The sequence below is a fragment of the Dechloromonas aromatica RCB genome (genome assembly GCF_000012425.1).
The window spans coordinates 2,799,796-2,820,244 of sequence record NC_007298.1; the positions used below are offsets into that span (position 1 = coordinate 2,799,796).

Below are 20,449 nucleotides of genomic sequence, written 5' to 3' on the forward strand. Positions count from 1 at the left end.
CCCATATTGACCTGAGTACAGGGGACGATACCGAAACTCTTGAAACCGCAAATTATCCCTCCTCTGCGTGTATTCCCATCCTCCGCAACTTTTCCCAGAGCGTCTTTCTGGAAATGCCAAGGGCTTCGGCTGTCTGGGTCATGTGCCAGCCATGTTTGTCCAGCGCGACCTGAAGATAGTCACGCTCGCAAGCCATCAGGTAGTCGGCTAGCGATGGGGAAATCTCCCCCGCCGATTCGCCACATTCCAGACTGTCTCCAAAAAAGGCCTCAGCCCCCAATAGGGGCCCGGGGGAGAGGATGCAAGCCCGTTCTACAGCGTGCTTCAACTCACGGACATTGCCTGGCCAGAGATAACTGGTGAGAACCTGCTCGGTTCGCGGATCAAGCCGACGGGATTCCGATGGGTTGGCTCGATTGAAGATTTCCACGTAGTGCCGTACGAACCAGCGTATATCGTCCTGACGCTCTCGAAGGGGTGGAATGCGCAATTGAATAACGTTGATCCGGTAGTACAAATCCTCTCGAAAGTCGCCCATCTCGACCATTGCCTTCAAGTCCTGATGGGTAGCACAGACCAGCCGAAAATTGACGGCAACAACTGACTCCCCCCCTAACCGTACCAAAGTACGCTCCTGGATTACGCGCAGCAGTTTGGCCTGCATCGACGGTGGCATCTCACCGATTTCGTCGAGAAAAAGCGTGCCATTGTTGGCTAACTCGAAATATCCACGCTTGGCTTTAACTGCCCCGGTGAAAGCACCTTTTTCGTAGCCGAAAAGCTCTGCTTCCAGTAATGAGTCCGGTATCGCAGCGCAGTTCACCGCAACAAAAGGGGCTGAATTGCCGACGGCATGGCGGTGGAATTCCTTGGCTACGTGCTCCTTGCCAACACCTGACTCGCCAGTGATCAATAGCGCCGACGCGTGGCGAGCCAACCGGGGCAAGCTCTCCGCAATACGCTGCATGACAGGAGAAACGCCCAGTGCATCTCCCTCATTCGTACCGCGGGCGCCATAGCATTCGGCGAGACCGCATACTTTTTCAACAAGGGCATCGGTATCGAATGGCTTGGTAATGTAGTCGGCAGCGCCTGCCTTGAGCAATTCGACGGCTCGATCAATGCTCCCGTAACCGGTCATGAACAAAAAAGGCGGCAACATCGGCAGGCGTTTGGTCAGATCGAGAAAAAGTTCTCCGCCGTTACGGTCAGGCAGGCGGATATCGCTGACGACGACGCCATAGCGCCGACTTTCCAACGCTGCCGATGCTTCGCGAGCCGTCCGCCACCAATCGACATCGAAGCCTTCTAACTGGAAGCGCTGGGAAAGCGACTCGCCCATGATCTCGTCGTCCTCGATCAGGCAAAGATGTGGGCGGATTTCAGACGGTGTTGCCATAAGGAATATCAACCTTGAAAGTAGTGTAGCCGGGCAGGCTCTCGACCTCGATTTCGCCACCCAGTTGCTGAACGATCTGATAAACGATCCACAAACCCAGGCCATTGCCGCGCTCGCTGGTCGTAACGAAAGGCTCGAACAGGGTATCCATGCGTTCCTGCGGAATGTAGTCACCATCGTTGGTCACAGCCAGGTGCAATTGCTTTTCGGCTGACTCGACGATCAAACGCACGCCGCCACCCTCCTCGGCTGCAGCCAAGGCATTGAGTAGCAGGTTAAGTAGAATCTGGCGCATCAGGGTTGCCGGCAGAGGCAATGCGCCATCGAGATTGCTTTCGACGACGACGCCGATACCACGCCCATGTGCTTCGGACTCGGCCAGGATCAGCAGATCATCCACATCCTCGGAAGCGAAGGGGCGATCCTTGGCCTTGCTTTCGACGAGCAGTGCTCCCACCGTATGGCGAATCTGCGTCAGGCCGCGTTCGAGCAGCGACAGCGTGCTCAGAGCAAGCGGATCGTTACCGCTGCCGTGCCGCTGGTAGGTGTTGATGGCGGTCAGCATGCCGCCCAGCGGATTGTTGATTTCGTGGGCGATGCCGGCCGTCAGGCGGCCGACGGCAGCGAGCCGTTCGGAGACGAGCATTTGCCGCTCCAGTTCCTGCTTGTTTTTTAGCTCAGAGACCATGCGCTGATAAGCGGCTGCCAGTTGGCCAATCTCGTCGCCGCTTTTTGGTAGGTCTGTCAGGCGAGACTCCTCAAGCTCGCCCGGCACGCGGCGCATAGCTTCAGCCAGACGAAGCAACGGCTCCCCGGTGCGACTGGCCCAGACCCAGGAAATCGGCGCAATGATCAGCAGCACCAGTACGGTGACCAGCGCCGCCCGCTTGACCAAGCCGACGAAGCGCGGCACGAAAGAAACCTTGGAGTAGCCAAGAATGACATGACCGAGTGCCACCCCATCGGCAACCAGCGGCGACATCACGAAGTAGACCGGGGAATCAGCCGGTTCGAGGACACGCTGCGCCATCCCGTCACCGCTGACCATGCCGGTACGCAACTGCGCATAGGCGCCGCCGCGAGTGGCTGGACTGCTGCCGATCGGAAATTCGCGAGGCTTCGTCGATACGAAAACCTTGTAATCGGCGTCGGTGATAAGGACCACCTCGGCTTGCAACTCGGGAGCGGCCGGATAGGTTTCACGCGCTGACTGCAGAATTTCGTAGGCTCGCCAGATGTCGTCATGGAGCACCGGCGCGACCAGGGTATTGGCCAATACCCGCCCGAGACTCTTGGCATGGCCTTCCAGGTTTTGCCGCATCTCGTCGTATTCCCAGACAACCAGTGCCGCCGTTACGGTAATTGCCGTGCCCAGCACTGCCGCCATCACCCGTAGCGGGATTTTCCAGCGCAACGAAAGGTTACGGCGAAAGATCATTTCCGGCCGACCTTGGCTGCCATCTGGGCAATGCCATCGAACAAGGCTGGCGATCCGCTCACGAAGCCATCCAGTCGCAAGCGGCCCAGCAATTCGCCCCCCTGCGGGTCGCCCGCCATACCAAGCAAAACCTGCCGGAACTGTTCCATTTCTTTGGCGGGAATATCACTGCGCGCAACAAACGGCGGGTAGCCAAGCAGTGGCGAACGATCGATGATTCGGGTCGCCGCCGTCAGATCAGGGCGCACTTCGGCCAGCGTATCCCAAACGTAGCCATCGACCGCGCCACCGTCAGCCAGCCCGACACCAACAGCCTCGACAACCTTGCGGTGAGCCCAGGTGAAAAAAGTGCGCGAAAAGAAAGTCGACGGCTTTTCTCCCAGCATCGTCAATGCGTATTGCGGATAGAGATACCCGGAATTGGAATCCGGATCGGAATAAGCGAAGACCTTGCCGCGCAGGTCGGCAATGGTCTTCGTGCGTTGGTCGTCAGACGGCACGATGAGGTAGGACTGGTAGAGCGGCTGGTTGCGCCACAAAGGCACTGCGACCAGGCGAAACTCATGGCGATGGCGTATGTACGGGTAGCCGCACAACCAGGCAAAATCGATCTTCCCGGAACGCAACAAATCAATGATCTCACGATAATTGCCGCGCTGGACAAAGGCCACAGAGCGGCCCAGTTTCTGTTCCAGCCAGGATCTCCATTTACCGAGAAAGCTCACCTGGTCGTCGAGAAAGACCGGTGTCAGGCCGATACGGACAATCGCACCATCACCGTTGGCAGCCGTCGCCGGCCAAGCTGGCAGAGCAGCCAGGGCAAGCAGCAGGCGGCGCCGGGTGGCGCGCAAAAGAGGTCGATCTGACGCAGACATGAAGGTGATGATAAGCGTCGGCCAGTCAATCCATCCAGTCGATTTTTTGCGTCGTTACGCTGGCGTAGCACCTTGCGCCGCAGCAATTGACCCGAGTGTTACGCCACCGTAACAATTGGGCAATTGATTCAACATTGGTAAATCCTTCAGGATCACCAGCCGGCAAGCCTTTGAAGACTTAACCCTGAGCCATGGCCTGCTTGTTGCGTTAAAGACACCGCTATTGGCCACGCCACGACGAGGTCAGCATGTTCAGCAACACACCACTGCAACCAGAGGAGGCAAGCAGATGAGTGAAGGATCAAAAGTTTCAACAGGTGGGGGCAAGAAGCGCTATGCGATGGTGGTCGATACCCGCCGCTGCATCGGTTGCATGGCTTGTCAGGTCGCCTGCAAGGCGGAGTACGACACCCCGCTGGGTGTCAATCGGACCTGGGTGCCGTACAAGGTGGTCGGCAAGTACCCCAACGTCAAAAAGCAGTTCCTGCCCCGTTTGTGCAACCACTGCGAGGATCCTCCGTGCGTGCGCAATTGCCCGGTCGAGGCCACCTTTGTGGTTGAGGATGGCGGCTTTGTTCTTCAGCGCTACGAGCGTTGCATAGGGTGCCGTAGCTGCATGGCAGCCTGCCCGTACAACGCCCGTTTCATGCTGCCGTCACATCGGACCTACACGCCGATCACCAACGTCGTCGACAAGTGCACCTTCTGTTTCCACCGCGTCACCCAGAATCTGGTGCCCGCCTGCGTCCAGACCTGCATCGGCCGCTCCCGCGTCTTCGGCGATCTCAACGATCCGAACAGCGAGGTTTCCTACCTGGTGGCAAAGAACGCGACCCAGGTACTGCGCCCGGAAGAAGGCACCAAGCCGCACGTGTTCTACATCGGGGCAGACCGCAACGCCACCGAGTTCGGTCGCGACGCCTACCAAAAGCGCGAAGTGATGGAGCCGGAACGCTCCGCCTTCAAGAACCACTTCAAGATCTAAGGGGAGAATCATGGGTGATTACGTCTGGTTCCATGATGTGTCTTGGCATGCGAGTTATGCCGTCTATTTCTTCGTGATTGGCATACTTGCCGGCCTCTCTTTCATTTCCTACGGCTCGTGGCGCACACCGGCGCTACGTCCTCTGCGGGAAAAGACAGCCTATGCCTCCTTCGTCCTGCTTGGCCTGGGCGGCATGCTGCTGATTGCCGATCTGTCGCAGCCGATGCGCTTCCTCAACATCCTCAATCCGGCGTACCTGAACTTCACGTCGCCGCTGGCCTGGGGAGCTCTCAATATCGTCGCCTTCAGCATCGCGTCCATCGTCTATATCCTGGCGCTGCGCAAAGGCGATGAAAAGAACGGTCAATTGCTGGCCCTGATCACCGCCCTGCTCGCTCTCGGTCTGCCCATCTACACCGGCTTCGACCTGACGGTGCATCAGTCGCGGCCGGTCTGGAACACGCCGATCATGCCGGTGCTCTTCGTTGCCTTGGCCATTGCCTCGGGTTCGGCGGTTGGCGCCTTGCTTGCCGCTGGCAACGCCGAAGCACAAAAGGTTCTGCGCGAATACATGCTTTGGTCAGCCGGCGCAGTCGCCGTCATGCTGGTTTCGATCATGGGCACGACCAATTACGGTGGCTCGGCCGCCGAACTGACCTTCATGATCATGACCACGGGGACGATGGGACTGCTCTTTATCGGCGTCGGCTTTCTCGGTGGCAGCGTTGCGCCAGCGCTGATGCTGTTCGCACCGATGGGCAAAAGCCAAGGGGTGGTGCTGGTTTCTGCCCTGCTCATTCTGGCCGGTAGTGCAGCCTTGCGCTATGTCCTGCTGATGGCCCCGCAACAACTACAGACCCTGTATTGATCCAGGTCGCGAGGAGATAAAGAAAATGGAAATGCCCAAAGTCACACGTCGTACCTTCCTCAAGGTCAGTGCCGGTTCCGGGGCTGCTGCAGCCGCTGCCCCCCGTCTGCTGTCGGCGATGGAAAACGATCTCGGCGGCAAGGATTTCGGTCCGGTCAGCGGTGCCGAGCGCAAGGCCATCCCGGTTAACTGCCACGTCTGCAACATCCAGGACGGCGCCATCGCCTATGTCGAAAACGACCGGGTGGTCAAACTCGAAGGTAATCCCGAACATGTCTCGACCCGTGGCCGCCTCTGCGCCAAGGGCAATTCGGGCATGTGGTACAGCTACGATCCGGATCGCATCCTCTACCCCTTGAAACGGGTCGGTGCCCGTGGTGAGGGCAAGTGGAAGCGCATCACCTGGGATGAGGCGCTGGCCGAACTGACTGAGAAGCTCGACGCGGCGCTCAAGGAAGATCCCAACACCATCATGCTCAAGTACGGTCGCAACCGGACCGGCGGCAGCATCGACCGTTTCATGAAGACCCTGGGCTCGGCGACGGTGGTCAACCACACCTCGGTCTGCGAATCGTCGAAGAAAGTCGGCATGGAACCGACCTGGGGCCCGGATATTGAAACGCCGGACTTCGCCAACGCCAAGTACGTGCTGAACTTCGGATCCAACGTGCTGGAAGCGTCCTACTTCCACAACCCGCTGTCGCAACGGGTGACCGAAGGCCGCGTCGACAACCAGATGAAGATCGTCACCTTCGACGTCCGGCTGTCCAATACCGCAGGCTTCTCGGACGAGTGGATTCCTGTCTTTCCGGCCACCGACGGCGCCGTGGCGCTGGCCATCGGCCATGTCATCCTGCGCGAGGATCTGCAGGATTCGGATTTCATCACCAACTGGACCAATGTCACAGTCGATGAACTGAAAGCGCATTACAAGCAATACACGCCGGAATGGGCTTCGAAGATTTCTGGCGTACCGGTTGAGACCATCGAGCGTATTGCCCGCGAGTTCGCAACTACCAAGCCGGCAACGCTATTTACCTATCGTGGTCCGGCCAAGCATCTCTACGGCTCGTACAACGAGAAGGCCTGCATGATGCTGCCGATCATGACCGGCAACGTCGAGAAAAAAGGCGGCTACTGCCTGCCGCGCGGCATGGGCTGGCCCCAGCCGATGCCGGAACCGGGCAAGCCGACGCATGACTCGGTACTCGCCCATCCGCCGGAGTATCCGCTGGCTGCCCACAAGGTCAGCCACCTGGTTCCTTTCTGGATCGCCGAAGGTCGTCAGAAGATCAACGTGTACTTCACCTACCAGGACAACCCGGTTTATACCAACCCTGGTTCAATGGCGGTCTGGGGCAAGTTGTTCAAGGACGAAAAGCTGATTCCCTACCTCGTCTCGATGAGCCCATTCATGGGCGAGGAAACGGCGCTGGCTGACCTGATCCTACCGGACTGCCCGTATCTGGAGCGCTGGGAACCGGAATCAATGCCCAACTCGTTGTGGCCGTGGCTGGGCATTCGCCAGCCGGTGCACAAGTCGCTCGGCGAATCGCGCGAAAACCGTGTGCTGCTGCGCGACATCATTCACAAGCTGGACCCGGACGGCAAACGCGGCATGAAGCAGTTCTGGGACTTCAAGGATGGCGAGGACTATATGCGCCATCACTTCGACAACGTGCCCGGCCTCAAGGAAGCCGGCGGTCTCGATTTCCTGAAAAAGCACGGCGTCTGGCCGATTTACGGCAAGCTCGATCCGAAGACCGGCAAGATATCCGACAAGACGGGCCGCGAGATCAAGGCCGACTACGGGCTCTACCTGAAGGAACTGTCGACCGCCGACATGACCGGTGCCACGGTCGACAGCAAGGGCATCATCAGCAAGAACGGCAAGGCCATCGGCGTCCGGCGCAACGGCAAGAACTGCGTTGGGTTCCCGACCGGCAACCGGCTGATCAACGTCCGTGTCGACCAGTGGGCCGAGTATGGCTTCAACCCGATGCCGACCTTCAAGCGCATTCCCTGGCATGAGGCAATGAAGGACGATGACCTGATCCTTTCCACCTTCAAGCTCAATGTGCACAAGCAATCGCGTACCGCCGCCGTCAAATGGCTGGCCGAGATCGCCCACAGCAACCCGGCCTGGATGAATCCGGAAACCGCCGCCAAGTTGGGCGTCAAGACCGGCGATCTGGTCCGCGTCGAAAGCGCGGTTGGCCATCTGGTGACCAAGGCTTATGTCACTGAAGGCATCCATCCCAAGGTGGTGTCCATCCCGACCGGCTTCGGCCACTGGGAATACGGCCGTCTGGCAACGCTCAAGCTGAAGGACAAGAAGGGCGAGTATAGCCATGGTGCTGACGATCCGGACCTTAACAACGTCTGGTGGGATGACAAGGGTGTCCATCCAAACAACATCATCCCGGTCGTGGCTGACCCGATCGGTGGCTCCCAAGGCTGGTACGACACCGTGGTCAAAGTGACCAAGGCCGGCCCCAACGACAAGTATGGCGATAGCGAGGGCAACTGGGAAAAGCACGTGGCAGCTTACAAAGAGACCATGCGCTATGCCTACACCGGCGACCTGCACCGCAAGATGCATCCGGAAATGGCCGCCTGGGCTGGCCCGGATAGCGTCAAGCACAAGGCTGGCGGCGGGCATTGATTAGAGCGGATTCGGGTCGCGTGGAGGGCTCGCATTGGGTCAGCGGCGGGATGAGCGCAAGGCGCTCGGCACTGGCCAGGGTCATCCCTGGCCAAGCAGGGCAACGCGGCGATCGCCCGCCGCTGACCCAACCCTTCGGGCGGCCCGGCTTTGGGCGCATCGCGGCGTTGCCAGTCGCTTGTGCAGATGACTGCACCGCGCGCCCGGCGCCTGGCGCTGCATCCCAAAGCCGGGCCGTGCGTGCCCTACACGCGGCCCGGATCCGCTCTGCAGTTCGGTTGTAACGAGGTTCGGCCCGCCGGCATTCGTGCTGGTGGGCCGTTTTTTTCGGGAGTAGTGATGCTGGATACCGTATTTGCCATTGAACGTGCCGACGAATCGCACGTATTTCCTGCCGAGATCGGCACCGACGAATTGCGCGAGGAGTGCCTGGCGCGAGCGAGTATTTACCGGCTACTGGCCGGTGTTTTCGTCGAGGAGCCGAGCCGCGAATTTCTTGCTGCTTTGCGCGATGAAGCGCTGCTCGGCCAATTGGCCGAAGCTGGCGTGCGCTTTGCGCCCGACTTCCTTGCCACTGAACTGGACGAACTAGCCGAGACGCTAGCTTGCGAATACGCCACGCTGTTCGCCTCCTCCGGCGGCTTTCCGCCGATTGAATCGGTACGCCTGACCGGCCGCTTCAAGCAGGACCCCAATTTCAAAGTGACGCAGATTTATCAGGCGGCGGGCTTTGCCTTGGGCAAAGGTCGTTTCGAGGTTTTTGCCGACCAGTTGGGCGTCGAGCTGTTGTTCGTCGCCGAGTTGCTGGAGCGTTGCGCGGCCGCCCTGGGGACCGACCAGCCAGCCGACTACCGGCGGCTCGAAAAGGACATCAAGCGCTTCTGGACGCAGCACCTCGGCCTCTGGGTGCGCGGATACTGCCGGCTGATTGGCCGCGCCTCGAACCATTCCTTCTTCCGGGAGATGGCCAAGTTTCTGGGCGGCTTCGCCGAGGAGGAAATTGCGGCGATGGGTCTGAAACGCCTGGAAGATCTCGACATGGGCCGCGTCGTCGTCCCCAAGAGCGAAATCCAGGTTGAGTTCAATCCCGATGAACCGGTCTGCGGCGGCTGCCCGCCATCATCCGACAAGCCAATCGGCGGCACTGGCAATGTCCACAAACTGCACGACCTGCGCTTTTGAGGAAATACCATGTTGCTCGATTTACACTCCCGCCCCTTCTCAAAACCCGACCGCCAGGTGCTCTCCGAACTCGACTGGAGCGAAGTTGCCGCCATGTGGGACAACAACCAACTCGGCCAATTGCACGACTGGCTGAACGAACGCTGGTCGCGACTAATCCGCGACAGCGTGCTCGGCCAGAAGGACCCCGAGGCCGAGTTTTTGCAGGCCCTCGCCTTCGCCGTCCTTGCCTTGTTTTTCACCCAGAACCGAAACCAGGAAGGTGCACTGCTGATGGCCGATGACGCGATCATTGCCCTCAACAAGTATCGGCCGAGTTATCTCGGCGTCGCCATCGACCCTATCGTCGGGACGCTGCAGGAATTGCGGCCCCTGCTTTGCGGTCTGGCGGCAGACGATCCCTGTCCGCTGTATCCTTTTGCCTATCCGAAATTCCAGTATTTCCACAGCACACCATGAGCATCAGCTTCTGCTGCCTCGCCGAAACCTTCGATCCGGCGCGGGAAGCGCAATATCTTGTCGATAACCCGGGCGTCGAAGGCTGCGTTGGGCAATGCGCCGCCGTTATCCTGCCCGCTGGCGACGAAACACGGGCTGAGGTCTTGCTGGCAGCCGGGGCACGACAGGTCTTGATCGGCGAAGCGGCCCTGCTCGACAGCGGCATCATCGAACGGCTGGTCGCCAAATACGGCAAGGAACGGATCGGTCTCGCCGTGCCAGTACGTAATCTTGCGGTTGACTGGGCTTTTGAGACGGTTTCCAACGCCGATTTCAAAGTGGTTACGCCGTCAATTTGCGAGCCAACCTGGGAAGTGTTGCGCGCCGACGGTTCTGGCACCGGGACTCACGCCGAATGGTGGATAGGCCAGATGGTCGAGCAGGGGGCACACACCGTGCTGCTCCTCGCCGATATCGAGAACGACAGCGATCTCAACCTGTGCGCCGGCCTGGTCGAAAAACTGGGCACGCAATTGTGGGTCGCACCCCGCACCATCGAAGCCCCGCCGCTCGCCGACTGGATCGCCTTCGGGCAGGTCCGCCAGTTCGCGCTGCGGCCCGATCTCTATCAACAACGCGAGACATGGCAATGCCCGGCCAATGCCGACGACCTCATCGGGGAAGCCTCGTGAAAACCCTCCCAACGCTATGCCTGCTGAGCAGCCTGCTCGTCAGTAGCGCAACCCTCGCCGACGTAGCCTTGCTCGACGGCAAGGAATTGAGCCTGGCCCTGAAAGACAGCCCACCCTGCTGCGTCGTTGACGGCCGCAAGGAAGTCAATCGCATCAAGACGCCACTGCCCGAAGCCTTACCGTACCGCCCTGGCCTGCGCATCAAGCCAACGGCCACCGTCATCGTGCTGGCCGACGCCGACAGCGAAGCACTGCGCATCGCCGGCATCTTCGAAAAACAACATCCGGGGAAGCCCATTCTCGCTGTCAAGGGCGGACTGAAAACCTGGCTGGCTGCGACCGCCAGCCAGAGCAGCGCGCCGGCCAGCGACGGCGCTCCCGGCGCCACCCTGCAGTTCGTCATTCCGCACAACACCTGCGAGACGGGCGAACCACTGCAAAAGCTGCAAAGCAAGAAAAAATGAGTATGGCCACGCCGAGCATTCGCGTCAGCCAATGCACCCGTTACCGCTATCGCTACAGCGCCTGCCAGCGCTGCGCCGATGCCTGCCCGCATGAGGCCATTGCGCTGAATGACGAGGGTGCTACGGTCAACCCGAAAAATTGCCAAAATTGCGCGTTATGTATCAGCGCCTGCCCGACCGGCGCCTGGGCCAGCGACAATTTCAAGGTAATCGACCTGCTCCGCCAGGCGATCAAGCAACCGACCTGGAGTGTCGCCTGCGCCCCGTCGGGCGAGACAGCCGATGCCATCGTGCCCTGCCTCGGCGCGGTCGACGGCGTGACGCTGGGCTACCTGGCGAAGCGCGGCATCCCGGTTACGCTGCGCGGCCAGTGGCATTGTGGCGACTGTCCGCATGGCAAGACTGGCGCCGCCCAACTGGCGTTGAGTCTCGAAGCCGTTGATGTCCTGCATCAAGGCGCTCGGGATGGTTCGAATAATCCGGAAGCGCCGATCAACTGGATGCTGCCGCAACTGGCCCAGCCAACCAGGGCGCTGAATCGCAGTCAGGACAAAAAGCCGGCAGCCGAGTTTGCCCCGGCCCGCCGCCAGCTATTTCGCCGCCTGATTGGCCGCGGTATCGATGAAGTCATCCTTGCCACGCCGCAAGCCGACAACCAGCCGGCCCCGGAAAAAGCCATCCGCCCAGGCCCTTACTCGATCACCGAACGCCGCGAACTACTGCAAATCGTTACCCAGCAGAAAGATGGGCAAGCCTTCCCGGTTCAGCTTCATGATGGTCTGCCGCTGATGCAATTGACGCTGCAGCCAGGTTGCACGGTCTGCGAAGCCTGCTTCCGCGTTTGCCCGACCGGTGCGATCCAAATTGAGGAGAACCCGGATGCCTGGGCCTTGCAGTTCCGCTTCGACCGCTGCGTCGCCTGTCAGGCCTGCCTCGAAGTCTGTCAGCCGCGGGTGCTGGATGCAGATGCCAGCTTTGACGCCCGCGCCGAGCAACCGGTACGGGTACTGATGTCCTTGAACAAGCAGCGCTGTTCGCGTTGCGACCGTCATTTCGTCTCCGCCGTACCGGAAAAGACCTGCCCGGTCTGCCGCGATGACGAAGACGCTTTTGCCGCCATATTTGGCTGAACACCAGGAGACAAACGATGCAATGGGATTTTTCGCCGGAAGATGTCGTCAAGGCCCGGGCCGATTACGGTTTGGCGGATTTTCGTCGCGATCTGGCCGAAGAGGTGCGGATGAATCTGCCGCCGGCCGACGAACTGCAGGAGCAACGCAGCTACAACCTGATCTACGACCTGTGCTACGCGCTGGCCACGAGCAAAGAACTCGACGCCCATCTCGGCGCCTATGCCTACGACCCGCCCACTGTCCAGTTCCTGCGTGAAGTCGAGCCAATGATGGCGACCAACGTGGAAATGCTCGGTGCCATCCTGCAACGCCTGATCATGGACCGCATCGAATCCGGCATGGTGCTGGAACAGGCAATCGAAGACACTGCCGCCTGGCACGCCAAACTTGCCGCGGCGCCGCTGGCAGCGTAATAAACAGCCCATGGAACAGAAGCCCCTCACAGATCGATTCGGTCGCCGCATTGAATACCTGCGTCTATCGGTCACCGACCGCTGCGACCTGCGCTGCGCCTATTGCATGCCCAGCGATTTCAGCGGCTACGAGGAGCCCGAGCACTGGCTAAGCTTCGACGAAATCGAACGCCTGGTCGGTCTGTTCGCCCGCTTTGGCCTGCGCCGCGTCCGGTTGACCGGCGGCGAACCGCTGATGCGCAAGGGCCTGGCCGGTCTGGCCCGCCGCATCAAGGCCATTCCGGGCGTCGAAGACCTTTCGCTGAGCACCAACGGCACGCAGCTCAGAAAGCATGGGCAGGCACTACGCGATGCTGGTGTCGATCGCCTGAATGTCAGCCTCGATACACTGCAGCCGGCCCGCTTTGCCGAAATCACCCGGCGCGACGCCCTGGCCGATGTCCTGGCGGGTCTGGCCACGGCGCGGGAAATCGGCTTTGCGCCGATCAAGATCAACATGGTCTGGCTGGCCGGCGTCAACGACGACGAACTGGAAGCGATGGTCGACTTTTGCCGCCAGGGAAAATTCATCTTGCGCCTGATCGAAACCATGCCGATGGGCGAAACCGGGCGCCAATCGCAATATGCCAGCCTGCAACCGCTGATCGCTTCACTGAAAGCCAAGTTCGGCCTGATCGACGGCCTGATCCCCGGCGGTGGCCCGGCGCGCTATCTGGTCAGCCCGGATGAGCAGTTCAGCCTCGGCTTCATTACCCCGATGTCGCAGCATTTCTGCGCCACCTGCAACCGCGTCCGCCTGACCGTCGACGGCATACTCCACCTCTGCCTTGGCCAAGAAGACCGCCTCGACTTGCGCTCATTGATACGCAGCGGGGAAAGCGATGAAAGCATCCTGGCCGCCATTCAGGCGGCTATCGATCACAAGCCGGAGCGCCACGAATTCAGCGAACGCCCGGAGAAAATCATTCGTGTAATGTCTTCGACGGGAGGCTAGGTAAGCCGTCATTCGAAAACACAAAACCTCGGATACGCTCATGCCTTGCCTTTAATCAACCGAAAGGAACCTTCCAGTGAAAGCACTGAATATCCTATGGCAACGGCTCCTCACCCGCGAGGGCGAGACATGCGAGCGCTGTGGTGGCACACAAGCTGCCATCGAACTGGCCATGCCAAAACTACAAGAAGCATTGCTTCCACTGGGCATGGAGCCGGTTCTGGAAACACGAGCGATAGAACCTGACGCTTTCAAGGGCATAGTCTAACTTGGCACTTAAGCGAGATTGAGAGTATGCAAAAACTCAGGGAGTTCTTGGAAAATAGGCAAATCAGCGTTTACTTTGCCACGGCAACCTTGGCCGCGGTCATTGCCATGTTCGTGCCTGGCACAACTGTTCTTGAGGCTGGCGTTAATCCAGCACTCGCATTGATGTTGTTCGTGACGTTCCTGCAAGTGCCACTTGCCGACCTTGGGCGAGCTTTCATCCAGGTGCGATTTTTTGCAGCCTTGCTCACCGCAAACTTCGTTATGGTGCCCTTGCTCGTGGCCGTCTTGGTGCAGTTTCTGCCACACGATCCGATGGTGTTGCTTGGCGTGCTATTGGTGCTGCTTACACCGTGCATTGACTACGTGGTGACCTTTTCGCACCTTGGCCGCGCCGATGCGCGCCTGCTGCTGGCGGCAACTCCGGCGCTCTTGATCGTGCAAATGCTGTTGCTGCCGGTCTATCTCGGCCTGTTCCTTGGGAACGATGCAACCCACCTTGTTCAGCTCGGTCCGTTCGTTCACGCGTTCATTTGGCTGATTGCGATTCCGCTCTTACTTGCCGGGGTTGTCCAATTTTGGGCAGCTCGGTCCCGAACGGGCGAGTGGGTATTTACCAGGCTAGGATTGCTGCCTGTGCCAGCGACGGCGCTTGTCCTGTTCGTGGTCATCGCGGCCGTAGTACCGCAGCTCGGGCCTGCGACCGATGTGGTCTTGCAGGTGGTCCCAATCTATATTGCCTTTGCAGCGCTCGCTCCCTTCCTAGGGTGGCTGGTGGGTCGGCTGTTCCGCCTCGACGTACCGGCTGGCCGTGCTATTGCATTCAGTGCAAGCACGCGAAATTCGCTCGTGGTGTTGCCGCTCGCGCTTGCAGTGCCAGGAGCAATTCCCGTGCTGCCGGCGATCGTCGTTACACAAACACTTGTCGAGTTAATCAGTGAGTTGATCTATGTGCGCTTAATTCCAAAACTTACGCAGTTGTGAATTTGCGGCGAGAGCTTAGCGTGCTTTATTTTCCGTTTTCTGAGACGACCCCTTTATATGCTTCCCGAAACCGACTTACCCGGAATCAGTCGAAGCGAACATCAATCTGCTTTCCATCAGGTTTGGTGCAAAATCCCGATGGAGCTTGGCCCGAACGCCAAGCCAGCAGGCATCGAATCGTTTCCCCATTTTGGGTACGCAGTACCGGCGATGCCGAACTCCTTATGTGATCTCTATCCATGCCGCTGGAAATTTGGTCGTAATGTTTGCCGGGGCCAAATAATTGACGCAGTTTTGCGAGGTCTTGATGATGCTGGATCACAAATTCTCGCCCCTCATACCGCGCTCCTTCGAGTTCCAGAACCATGACCGGCGGTTGCGTGCCCTCGTGGCTGAAGGAGCCCGTGACGGGAGGCGAGTCGTTCTCTGATACCAGTTTATGGGTATGCCCGGCACATCCGGAAATCGTCACGCCCAGAAAACAAGTTGCGAGAATTTTTGTGATCGCAGACATGCGACCTCCCTTCTACTTCAAAACGAAGCGAACGGTTGCCGGGGCTTTGCCAGGGACGGATACCAAGGCCACAATCTTGCTGTTGGCAAGCTTGAAACTTCCTGCGGCCTCCAGTTGCTGGCCGGCCGGCTTCAACTCGACTTCCTGCTTGTCGGCCCCGACGAGGATGGTTAGTTTGGCGCTGGCCTTGGCAACATCCACCGGCTTGCCATGATCGCGCAAATGCAACTGGATCAAATCCGGCTTGACTACCAGTTCGTAATCCATGTCCTTGACCTCGCTGACGACGCCACCGTGGAGCGGCTTGTGTTCGTGCCCATGGTCGTGACCACCGGCGGCAAAGGCAAGGCCCGACATGGAGAATGTAAAGGCGGCGAGAAGATGAATCGGTTTCATGGGTTTTCCTTTCGTTGAGAAATATTCAAAGCGCACCGGCATCGCGGTCGGCCATCAGACGTTCCACATCCTTGCGGCCAAACAGCCAGAACATGGCGGGTGTTAGGAAGGTATCGAGCAGGGTTGAGCTGATCAGGCCCGAGAAGATGACCACCGCCACCGGATGCAGGATTTCCGTGCCCGGCCGCTCGGCCTCGAACAACAACGGCGCCAGTGCGAAGGCGGTGACCAGCGCCGTCATCAAGACCGGTGCGAGACGTTCCAGCGAGCCGCGCAGAATCATCTTGTGGTCGAAGTTCTCGCCTTCCATGCGCATCAGGTTGATGTAGTGGCTGACTTTTAGAATCCCGTTGCGCACCGAAATGCCGGCCAGCGTAATGAAACCGACCAGCGCGGCGACCGACAGCGGCTGCCCGGAAATCCACAAGCCGAGCACTGCGCCAACCAGCGCCAGCGGAATGTTGGCCATAATCAGCGCCGACAGCACGACCGACTTGTAGCGACTGAACAGCACCACGAACATCAGCACCAGCGAGACGATGGAGAGCAGGCCAACCAGCCGCGAAGCCTCTTCCTGCGCCTGAAATTGTCCGCCCAGGGTGATGAAGTAGCCTTCCGGCAGCTTGCTGTCGCCGACGACCTTGCGGATGTCCTCGACAATCTCGGACAACGCCCGTCCTTGCGCGTTGGCTGAAAGCACGATGCGCCGCTTGCCGTCATCGCGGCTGACCTGATTCGGCCCGTCGCCATCCTCGATGGTGGCAATTTTTGACAAGGGAATCGGGCCGCCCGGCGTCTCCAGCAAAATCTGCCCCAGTCCTTGCAACGAGCGGGATGATTCGGGCAAGCGCACGACCAGCGCGAAGCGCCGGCCGCCCTCGACGACCTGGGTTACCTTTTCGCCTTCGACCAGGCTTTGCAGCGTCGCCAGAATCTGCGGCGTCGGCACGCCGTATTGCGCGGCCGTCGCATAATTGACGCTGACCTTGATCTGCGGCGCCAGCACCTGCTTCTCGATTTCCAGATCTGCGATACCGGGAATACCGGCCAGCCTGCCGCGCAGCGCATCGGCCTGACCGCGTAGCGTGTCGAGGTCGTCGCCAAAAATCTTGATGGCGATCTGCGAACGCACGCCGGACAGCATGTGGTCGATACGGTGCGAGATAGGCTGGCCGATGGCAATCGCCGCCGGCAGGTTGATCAGGCGGGCGCGAATGTCGGCCGAAATTTCGCCCATTGAGCGCGTCATTTCGGATGCTGGCTTCAGGCCGACATCCAGTTCGCTGACATGGACGCCTTCCGCATGCTCGTCGAGTTCAGCCCGGCCGCTGCGTCGCCCGACGTGCACCACTTCCGGCACCGCTTTGACCAGCACCTCGGCCTGTTGCGCCAAGGCCGACGACTCGGCCAGCGTGACGCCGGGGTTGAGGCGCATGCCAATCAGCAGCGTTCCTTCATTGAAGGGCGGCAGGAAGGTCTTGGGGAAGAACGGCACCGCGACTGCTGCCACCAGAATGGCGACGGCACCGGCCGCCAACGCCGCTTTGGGACGGTTGAGTACCGTCTGCAAACTGCGCCCATAGCTGGCTTTCAGCCAGGCCAGCAGTTTCGTATCGCCATGATCGAGTGACTTCATGCGTGGCAACAGATAGAAGGAGAGCACCGGCGTCACTGTCACCGACACCACCAGCGAGGCCAACGTCGAAACGATGAAGGCGATGCCGAGCGGCACGAACAAGCGCCCTTCCATACCGGGCAGCGCGAAGAGCGGCAGAAAAACCAGCACGATGATGATCGTTGCGTAGAGGATGGCCGAACGCACCTCCATCGTCGCATGGGCGACCAGCTCAATCGGATGCATCCGGTGATCGTGGTGCTTGGCCCGGTCTTCCTTCAGCCGTCGCAGCACGTTCTCGACGCCGACCACGGCGTCATCGACCAGGCCGCCAATGGCGATGGCCAGACCACCCAGCGTCATGGTGTTGATCGACAGGCCGAAATAGTCGAAGACCAGCGCCGTCATGAAAATCGACACCGGGATAGCGGTTAGGGCGATCACCGTCGGGCGCAAGGTGCCCAGAAAGAAGAACAGGATGACTGCGACGAAGACCGATGCCCCGATCAGCTTGCCTTGCAGCGTGCTGATCGACGACTCGATGAAACTGGCCTGGCGGAAGGTCACCTTGGGCGCCTCCATACCCGCCGGCAGCGATTTCTTCAGATCCTCCACTGCGGCCTCGATGCTTCGGGTCAGATGGATTGTGTCCGCCGTCGGCTGCTTCTGGATGCCGAGAATGACCGCCGGTTTGCCCTCGAAACCGGCATCGCCCCGCTTGATGGCCGGTGCGAAGGTCACGTCGGCGATTTGCCGCAATAAAACAGGTTGACCGTGGCGGGCCGTCAGCGCCAGGTTCTTCAGGTCGTCCAGACGCGACGTGCGGCCGAGATGGCGAATCAGGTATTCGCGGCCATTGAGTTCGAGGAAGCCGCCGGAGGTGTTGGCCGAGTAGCCCTTGAGCGCCCCGGTCAACTGCTCGTGCGAGATGCCCAGTTCCGCCATGCGGGTCGTGTTCGGCTGCACCTGGAACTGCCGCACCTCGCCGCCGATGGGAATGACCTGCGCCACACCGGCAATTGCCATCAGACGCGGCCGCAGCACCCAGTCGGCGTATTCGCGCACCTGCATCGGCGAAATCTTCGCGGTGTCGATGGGAATGGCGATCTGCATGATTTCGCCCATGATCGAACTGATTGGCCCCATGCGCGGCGTGACGCCCGCTGGCAAACCTTCCTCCATCGAGGAAAGACGTTCAGACACCATCTGCCTGGCCCGAAAAATCTCTGTTTTCCAGTTGAAGGTCACATAAATGAAAGAGAGGCCTGCACTGGACACCGAGCGCACGCTTTCCACACCGGGCAGACCGTTCATGGTCGTTTCCAGCGGGAAGGTGATCAGTTGCTCCACTTCCTCGGCGGCCATACCGCCGGACTCGGTCATGATGGTGACCGTCGGTTTGTTGAGGTCCGGAAACACATCCACCGGTGTGCGGGAGAGCGTGAATGCCCCATAAGCCATCAGCACCAAGCTGGCGATGATGACCAGCAGGCGGTTGGCAAGGCTGTTGTCGAGAAGCCACTTGAACATGATTGGCTCCGCTCAGCGTATCTGGTTAATCAGAGTGGCCGCGCGGACGGCAACCCGATCCCCGGCTTTCAGACCGCTGGTCACCGCCACGTGGGTGCCGTCCAGCGGCTCGGCGGTTACTGTGCGCGGCTCAAAGCGTTCCGGCGCCGTCTTGATCCAGACGATGCTCTGGTTCGCAGGGTTCTTCATCAGCGCCGCCATCGGCACGCGGATGCCCGGCACCGTGCTGCGCGTCTGCACGAAGACCCGAACCGGCTGGCCGACGGCCAACGCCGCCAAAGCGCCGCCTTCACCCCGGAAGGTCAGCGGCAGTGCTTGCTCGCGCAGGCTGCGGGCGACGCCAACCAGGCGCAGCGGCAGCTTCTGCTCACCGACGGCGACAAAGGCCCCGGCCACATCGCTGGCGACGGCCATGTCGAAAGCCAGCGCCTCGATCAGCATGCGTTCCGGATTGACGATCTCGAACAGGGTTTCGCGGGCTTCGAGCACCTGACCGGAGACGACGTTGGCCGAGGCGATAACGCCGCTGACCGGCGCCACCAGTTGCTCGTTGGCCACGGCGGCTTCTGCTTCCTCGATGACCTTGCGCGGCACAGTGTCGGAGAGTTCGCGTAGGCGGCGCAGGCGGCTTTCGGCCAGGGAACGGCTGTTGCCGCCGACCTCCGGCGTGACGTAGGCGAGCACCTCGCCCTTCTTGACTGCTTGGCCGGGCAGCGGCAGACCTCGTGGTCCCGGTGTGACACGACCGGCGACGATGGCCTGCACTTTGCCGCCGGCGTTCGGGTCCATAACCACCTTGCCAGCCAGTTCATGGGTACGGGGCAGTTCGCCTAGCTCTACCAGCAGGGTACGAACACCAATCTGGCGTTGCGCCGGTTTGGGCAGGAAGACACTGCCGTCTGGCTGGCGCTTGGGGCCACTGCCGCTGGCAGCGGGCGGGGCATCTCCGTGGTCATGGCCGTCGCCGGCCACTGCCGGCATTGCAGAAAGCGACAGGGAGAGACAAAGGGCGGTCAATAACAGCCGGGGCTTCATGCGGCACCTCCGAAATGCGGTTTACGGGAAGCGCGCAGGCGGCGCAACAAAGTGGCAAGAACAAAGAGGGTCCCGCCAGCGATACCGGCCCATAGGGCGTATTCCTTCCAGCCATGGGTGTGGGCGGTTGTTTCGGCATGTGCCTCTTCGTGGACGTCGAGTTCGCCAGCCAGCAAGTCGGTTTCCTCGCCGGCGATGACGGTCGCCGCGACCGACACGACCCCCGGCTTGAGTTCCTGCGCCAGCGTCGCCTCGAACTCCCCCTCGGCATGCGGTTCGACGGGTACTTTGACGCCACCGAGTTCCAGTTCGAGCTTGGCATCCTTGACCGGACTGCCGTCGGCATAGCGGTCGAGATAGAGCGTCAGTTGCTTGCCATTGACGACGCCGACCAGTTCAAAGGTTTCGGACGTTGCCGCAAAACGCGGCGCGGCTGGACCGGCGGATGAAGCAGGCGCCTCGCCATGGTCGTGCCCGTCACCGGCCCAGGCCAGTGGCGCGGCCAGGGCGATCCAGGCGGCCCATCCCAAAGTGGCCAGTGTGTTTGTTGTTCTCATGTTCG

20 protein-coding genes are annotated in these 20,449 nt (G+C 60.3%); 12 read left to right on the plus strand and 8 right to left on the minus strand.

Annotated features, from left to right (window positions below; all coding sequences use genetic code 11):
* Nucleotides 1-52: 52 nt before the first annotated feature.
* The 3 genes from DARO_RS13325 to DARO_RS13335 are packed head-to-tail and all read right to left on the minus strand — an operon-like array spanning nt 53 to nt 3,712.
* Complete coding sequence (locus DARO_RS13325; protein WP_011288329.1) at nt 53-1,399, minus strand: sigma-54-dependent transcriptional regulator; 1,347 nt, start codon at nt 1,397-1,399, stop codon at nt 53-55.
* Nucleotides 1,383-2,837, minus strand: a complete 1,455-nt coding sequence (locus tag DARO_RS13330; RefSeq protein ID WP_011288330.1) for a HAMP domain-containing sensor histidine kinase — start codon at nt 2,835-2,837, stop codon at nt 1,383-1,385. The genes DARO_RS13325 and DARO_RS13330 overlap by 17 nt, the downstream gene beginning before the upstream one ends.
* Nucleotides 2,834-3,712 carry a substrate-binding domain-containing protein gene (locus tag DARO_RS13335; protein ID WP_011288331.1) on the minus strand — a complete coding sequence of 293 codons (879 nt, stop codon included), beginning with the start codon at nt 3,710-3,712 and terminating at the stop codon, nt 2,834-2,836. Before DARO_RS13335 ends, DARO_RS13330 begins: the two co-directional genes overlap by 4 nt.
* A gap of 289 nt (nt 3,713-4,001) precedes the next feature.
* Here DARO_RS13335 and DARO_RS13340 point away from each other — a divergent pair, with 289 nt between their 5' ends.
* The 12 genes from DARO_RS13340 to DARO_RS13395 all read left to right on the plus strand — a co-directional run bounded on the left by DARO_RS13340 (nt 4,002) and on the right by DARO_RS13395 (nt 14,797).
* Nucleotides 4,002-4,697, plus strand: coding sequence for a 4Fe-4S dicluster domain-containing protein (locus DARO_RS13340; RefSeq protein ID WP_011288332.1), 696 nt, complete (start codon nt 4,002-4,004; stop codon nt 4,695-4,697).
* A gap of 10 nt (nt 4,698-4,707) precedes the next feature.
* The gene (gene nrfD / locus DARO_RS13345; protein ID WP_011288333.1) at nt 4,708-5,565 is read left to right on the plus strand and encodes an NrfD/PsrC family molybdoenzyme membrane anchor subunit; all 858 of its coding nucleotides are present in this window, start codon (nt 4,708-4,710) and stop codon (nt 5,563-5,565) included.
* 25 nt (nt 5,566-5,590) lie between these two features.
* Nucleotides 5,591-8,230: a molybdopterin-dependent oxidoreductase gene (locus tag DARO_RS13350; protein ID WP_011288334.1), complete on the plus strand. Its 2,640-nt coding sequence runs from the start codon at nt 5,591-5,593 to the stop codon at nt 8,228-8,230.
* Nucleotides 8,231-8,569: 339 nt separating this feature from the next.
* Complete coding sequence (locus DARO_RS13355; protein ID WP_011288335.1) at nt 8,570-9,412, plus strand: molecular chaperone TorD family protein; 843 nt, start codon at nt 8,570-8,572, stop codon at nt 9,410-9,412.
* Nucleotides 9,413-9,421: 9 nt separating this feature from the next.
* On the plus strand, nt 9,422-9,871 hold the full coding sequence (locus DARO_RS13360) for a hypothetical protein (protein ID WP_011288336.1): 450 nt from the start codon (nt 9,422-9,424) through the stop codon (nt 9,869-9,871).
* Nucleotides 9,868-10,542 carry a HisA/HisF-related TIM barrel protein gene (locus DARO_RS13365; RefSeq protein ID WP_011288337.1) on the plus strand — a complete coding sequence of 225 codons (675 nt, stop codon included), beginning with the start codon at nt 9,868-9,870 and terminating at the stop codon, nt 10,540-10,542. Before DARO_RS13360 ends, DARO_RS13365 begins: the two co-directional genes overlap by 4 nt.
* On the plus strand, nt 10,539-11,006 hold the full coding sequence (locus DARO_RS13370) for a hypothetical protein (protein WP_011288338.1): 468 nt from the start codon (nt 10,539-10,541) through the stop codon (nt 11,004-11,006). The genes DARO_RS13365 and DARO_RS13370 overlap by 4 nt, the downstream gene beginning before the upstream one ends.
* Nucleotides 11,003-12,136, plus strand: coding sequence for a 4Fe-4S dicluster domain-containing protein (locus DARO_RS13375; RefSeq protein ID WP_011288339.1), 1,134 nt, complete (start codon nt 11,003-11,005; stop codon nt 12,134-12,136). Before DARO_RS13370 ends, DARO_RS13375 begins: the two co-directional genes overlap by 4 nt.
* Before the next feature lie 17 nt (nt 12,137-12,153).
* Entirely contained in the window at nt 12,154-12,552 is a 399-nt protein-coding gene (locus DARO_RS13380; RefSeq protein ID WP_011288340.1) for a hypothetical protein, read from the plus strand.
* A gap of 10 nt (nt 12,553-12,562) precedes the next feature.
* A complete protein-coding gene (gene moaA / locus DARO_RS13385; protein ID WP_011288341.1) occupies nt 12,563-13,546 on the plus strand; it encodes a GTP 3',8-cyclase MoaA in 984 nt (327 codons plus the stop codon).
* Between the two features lie 76 nt (nt 13,547-13,622).
* Nucleotides 13,623-13,814, plus strand: coding sequence for a DUF2703 domain-containing protein (locus tag DARO_RS13390; protein WP_011288342.1), 192 nt, complete (start codon nt 13,623-13,625; stop codon nt 13,812-13,814).
* A 26-nt stretch (nt 13,815-13,840) separates the two neighbouring features.
* On the plus strand, nt 13,841-14,797 hold the full coding sequence (locus DARO_RS13395; RefSeq protein WP_011288343.1) for an arsenic resistance protein: 957 nt from the start codon (nt 13,841-13,843) through the stop codon (nt 14,795-14,797).
* Nucleotides 14,798-14,882: 85 nt separating this feature from the next.
* Here DARO_RS13395 and DARO_RS22385 read toward each other — a convergent pair whose 3' ends face one another.
* From DARO_RS22385 to DARO_RS13415, 5 genes are read right to left on the minus strand one after another with little or no spacing between them, the layout of a single operon-like run.
* The gene (locus DARO_RS22385) at nt 14,883-15,311 is read right to left on the minus strand and encodes a hypothetical protein (protein ID WP_011288344.1); all 429 of its coding nucleotides are present in this window, start codon (nt 15,309-15,311) and stop codon (nt 14,883-14,885) included.
* A gap of 12 nt (nt 15,312-15,323) precedes the next feature.
* Nucleotides 15,324-15,707 (minus strand): hypothetical protein, encoded by a 384-nt coding sequence (locus tag DARO_RS13400; protein ID WP_011288345.1) that lies wholly within the window; start codon nt 15,705-15,707, stop codon nt 15,324-15,326.
* A gap of 25 nt (nt 15,708-15,732) precedes the next feature.
* Nucleotides 15,733-18,852 (minus strand): efflux RND transporter permease subunit, encoded by a 3,120-nt coding sequence (locus DARO_RS13405; protein ID WP_011288346.1) that lies wholly within the window; start codon nt 18,850-18,852, stop codon nt 15,733-15,735.
* A 12-nt stretch (nt 18,853-18,864) separates the two neighbouring features.
* Nucleotides 18,865-19,887 carry an HlyD family secretion protein gene (locus tag DARO_RS13410; RefSeq protein WP_011288347.1) on the minus strand — a complete coding sequence of 341 codons (1,023 nt, stop codon included), beginning with the start codon at nt 19,885-19,887 and terminating at the stop codon, nt 18,865-18,867.
* Nucleotides 19,884-20,444, minus strand: coding sequence for a hypothetical protein (locus DARO_RS13415; RefSeq protein WP_011288348.1), 561 nt, complete (start codon nt 20,442-20,444; stop codon nt 19,884-19,886). Before DARO_RS13415 ends, DARO_RS13410 begins: the two co-directional genes overlap by 4 nt.
* Nucleotides 20,445-20,449: the final 5 nt, after the last annotated feature.

Bases quoted from the DNA above. Each gene is read 5' to 3' on its own strand.
- DARO_RS13325 (WP_011288329.1), bottom strand. From the start codon at position 1,399: ATGGCAACACCGTCTGAAATCCGCCCACATCTTTGCCTGATCGAGGAC.
- DARO_RS13360 (WP_011288336.1), top strand. From the start codon at position 9,422: ATGTTGCTCGATTTACACTCCCGCCCCTTCTCAAAACCCGACCGCCAG.
- moaA (WP_011288341.1), top strand. From the start codon at position 12,563: ATGGAACAGAAGCCCCTCACAGATCGATTCGGTCGCCGCATTGAATAC.
- DARO_RS13395 (WP_011288343.1), top strand. From the start codon at position 13,841: ATGCAAAAACTCAGGGAGTTCTTGGAAAATAGGCAAATCAGCGTTTAC.
- DARO_RS13350 (WP_011288334.1), top strand. From the start codon at position 5,591: ATGGAAATGCCCAAAGTCACACGTCGTACCTTCCTCAAGGTCAGTGCC.
- DARO_RS13330 (WP_011288330.1), bottom strand. From the start codon at position 2,837: ATGATCTTTCGCCGTAACCTTTCGTTGCGCTGGAAAATCCCGCTACGG.
- DARO_RS13340 (WP_011288332.1), top strand. From the start codon at position 4,002: ATGAGTGAAGGATCAAAAGTTTCAACAGGTGGGGGCAAGAAGCGCTAT.
- DARO_RS13405 (WP_011288346.1), bottom strand. From the start codon at position 18,852: ATGTTCAAGTGGCTTCTCGACAACAGCCTTGCCAACCGCCTGCTGGTC.
- DARO_RS13335 (WP_011288331.1), bottom strand. From the start codon at position 3,712: ATGTCTGCGTCAGATCGACCTCTTTTGCGCGCCACCCGGCGCCGCCTG.
- DARO_RS13375 (WP_011288339.1), top strand. From the start codon at position 11,003: ATGAGTATGGCCACGCCGAGCATTCGCGTCAGCCAATGCACCCGTTAC.
- DARO_RS13410 (WP_011288347.1), bottom strand. From the start codon at position 19,887: ATGAAGCCCCGGCTGTTATTGACCGCCCTTTGTCTCTCCCTGTCGCTT.
- DARO_RS13400 (WP_011288345.1), bottom strand. From the start codon at position 15,707: ATGAAACCGATTCATCTTCTCGCCGCCTTTACATTCTCCATGTCGGGC.
- nrfD (WP_011288333.1), top strand. From the start codon at position 4,708: ATGGGTGATTACGTCTGGTTCCATGATGTGTCTTGGCATGCGAGTTAT.
- DARO_RS22385 (WP_011288344.1), bottom strand. From the start codon at position 15,311: ATGTCTGCGATCACAAAAATTCTCGCAACTTGTTTTCTGGGCGTGACG.
- DARO_RS13415 (WP_011288348.1), bottom strand. From the start codon at position 20,444: ATGAGAACAACAAACACACTGGCCACTTTGGGATGGGCCGCCTGGATC.
- DARO_RS13365 (WP_011288337.1), top strand. From the start codon at position 9,868: ATGAGCATCAGCTTCTGCTGCCTCGCCGAAACCTTCGATCCGGCGCGG.
- DARO_RS13380 (WP_011288340.1), top strand. From the start codon at position 12,154: ATGCAATGGGATTTTTCGCCGGAAGATGTCGTCAAGGCCCGGGCCGAT.
- DARO_RS13355 (WP_011288335.1), top strand. From the start codon at position 8,570: ATGCTGGATACCGTATTTGCCATTGAACGTGCCGACGAATCGCACGTA.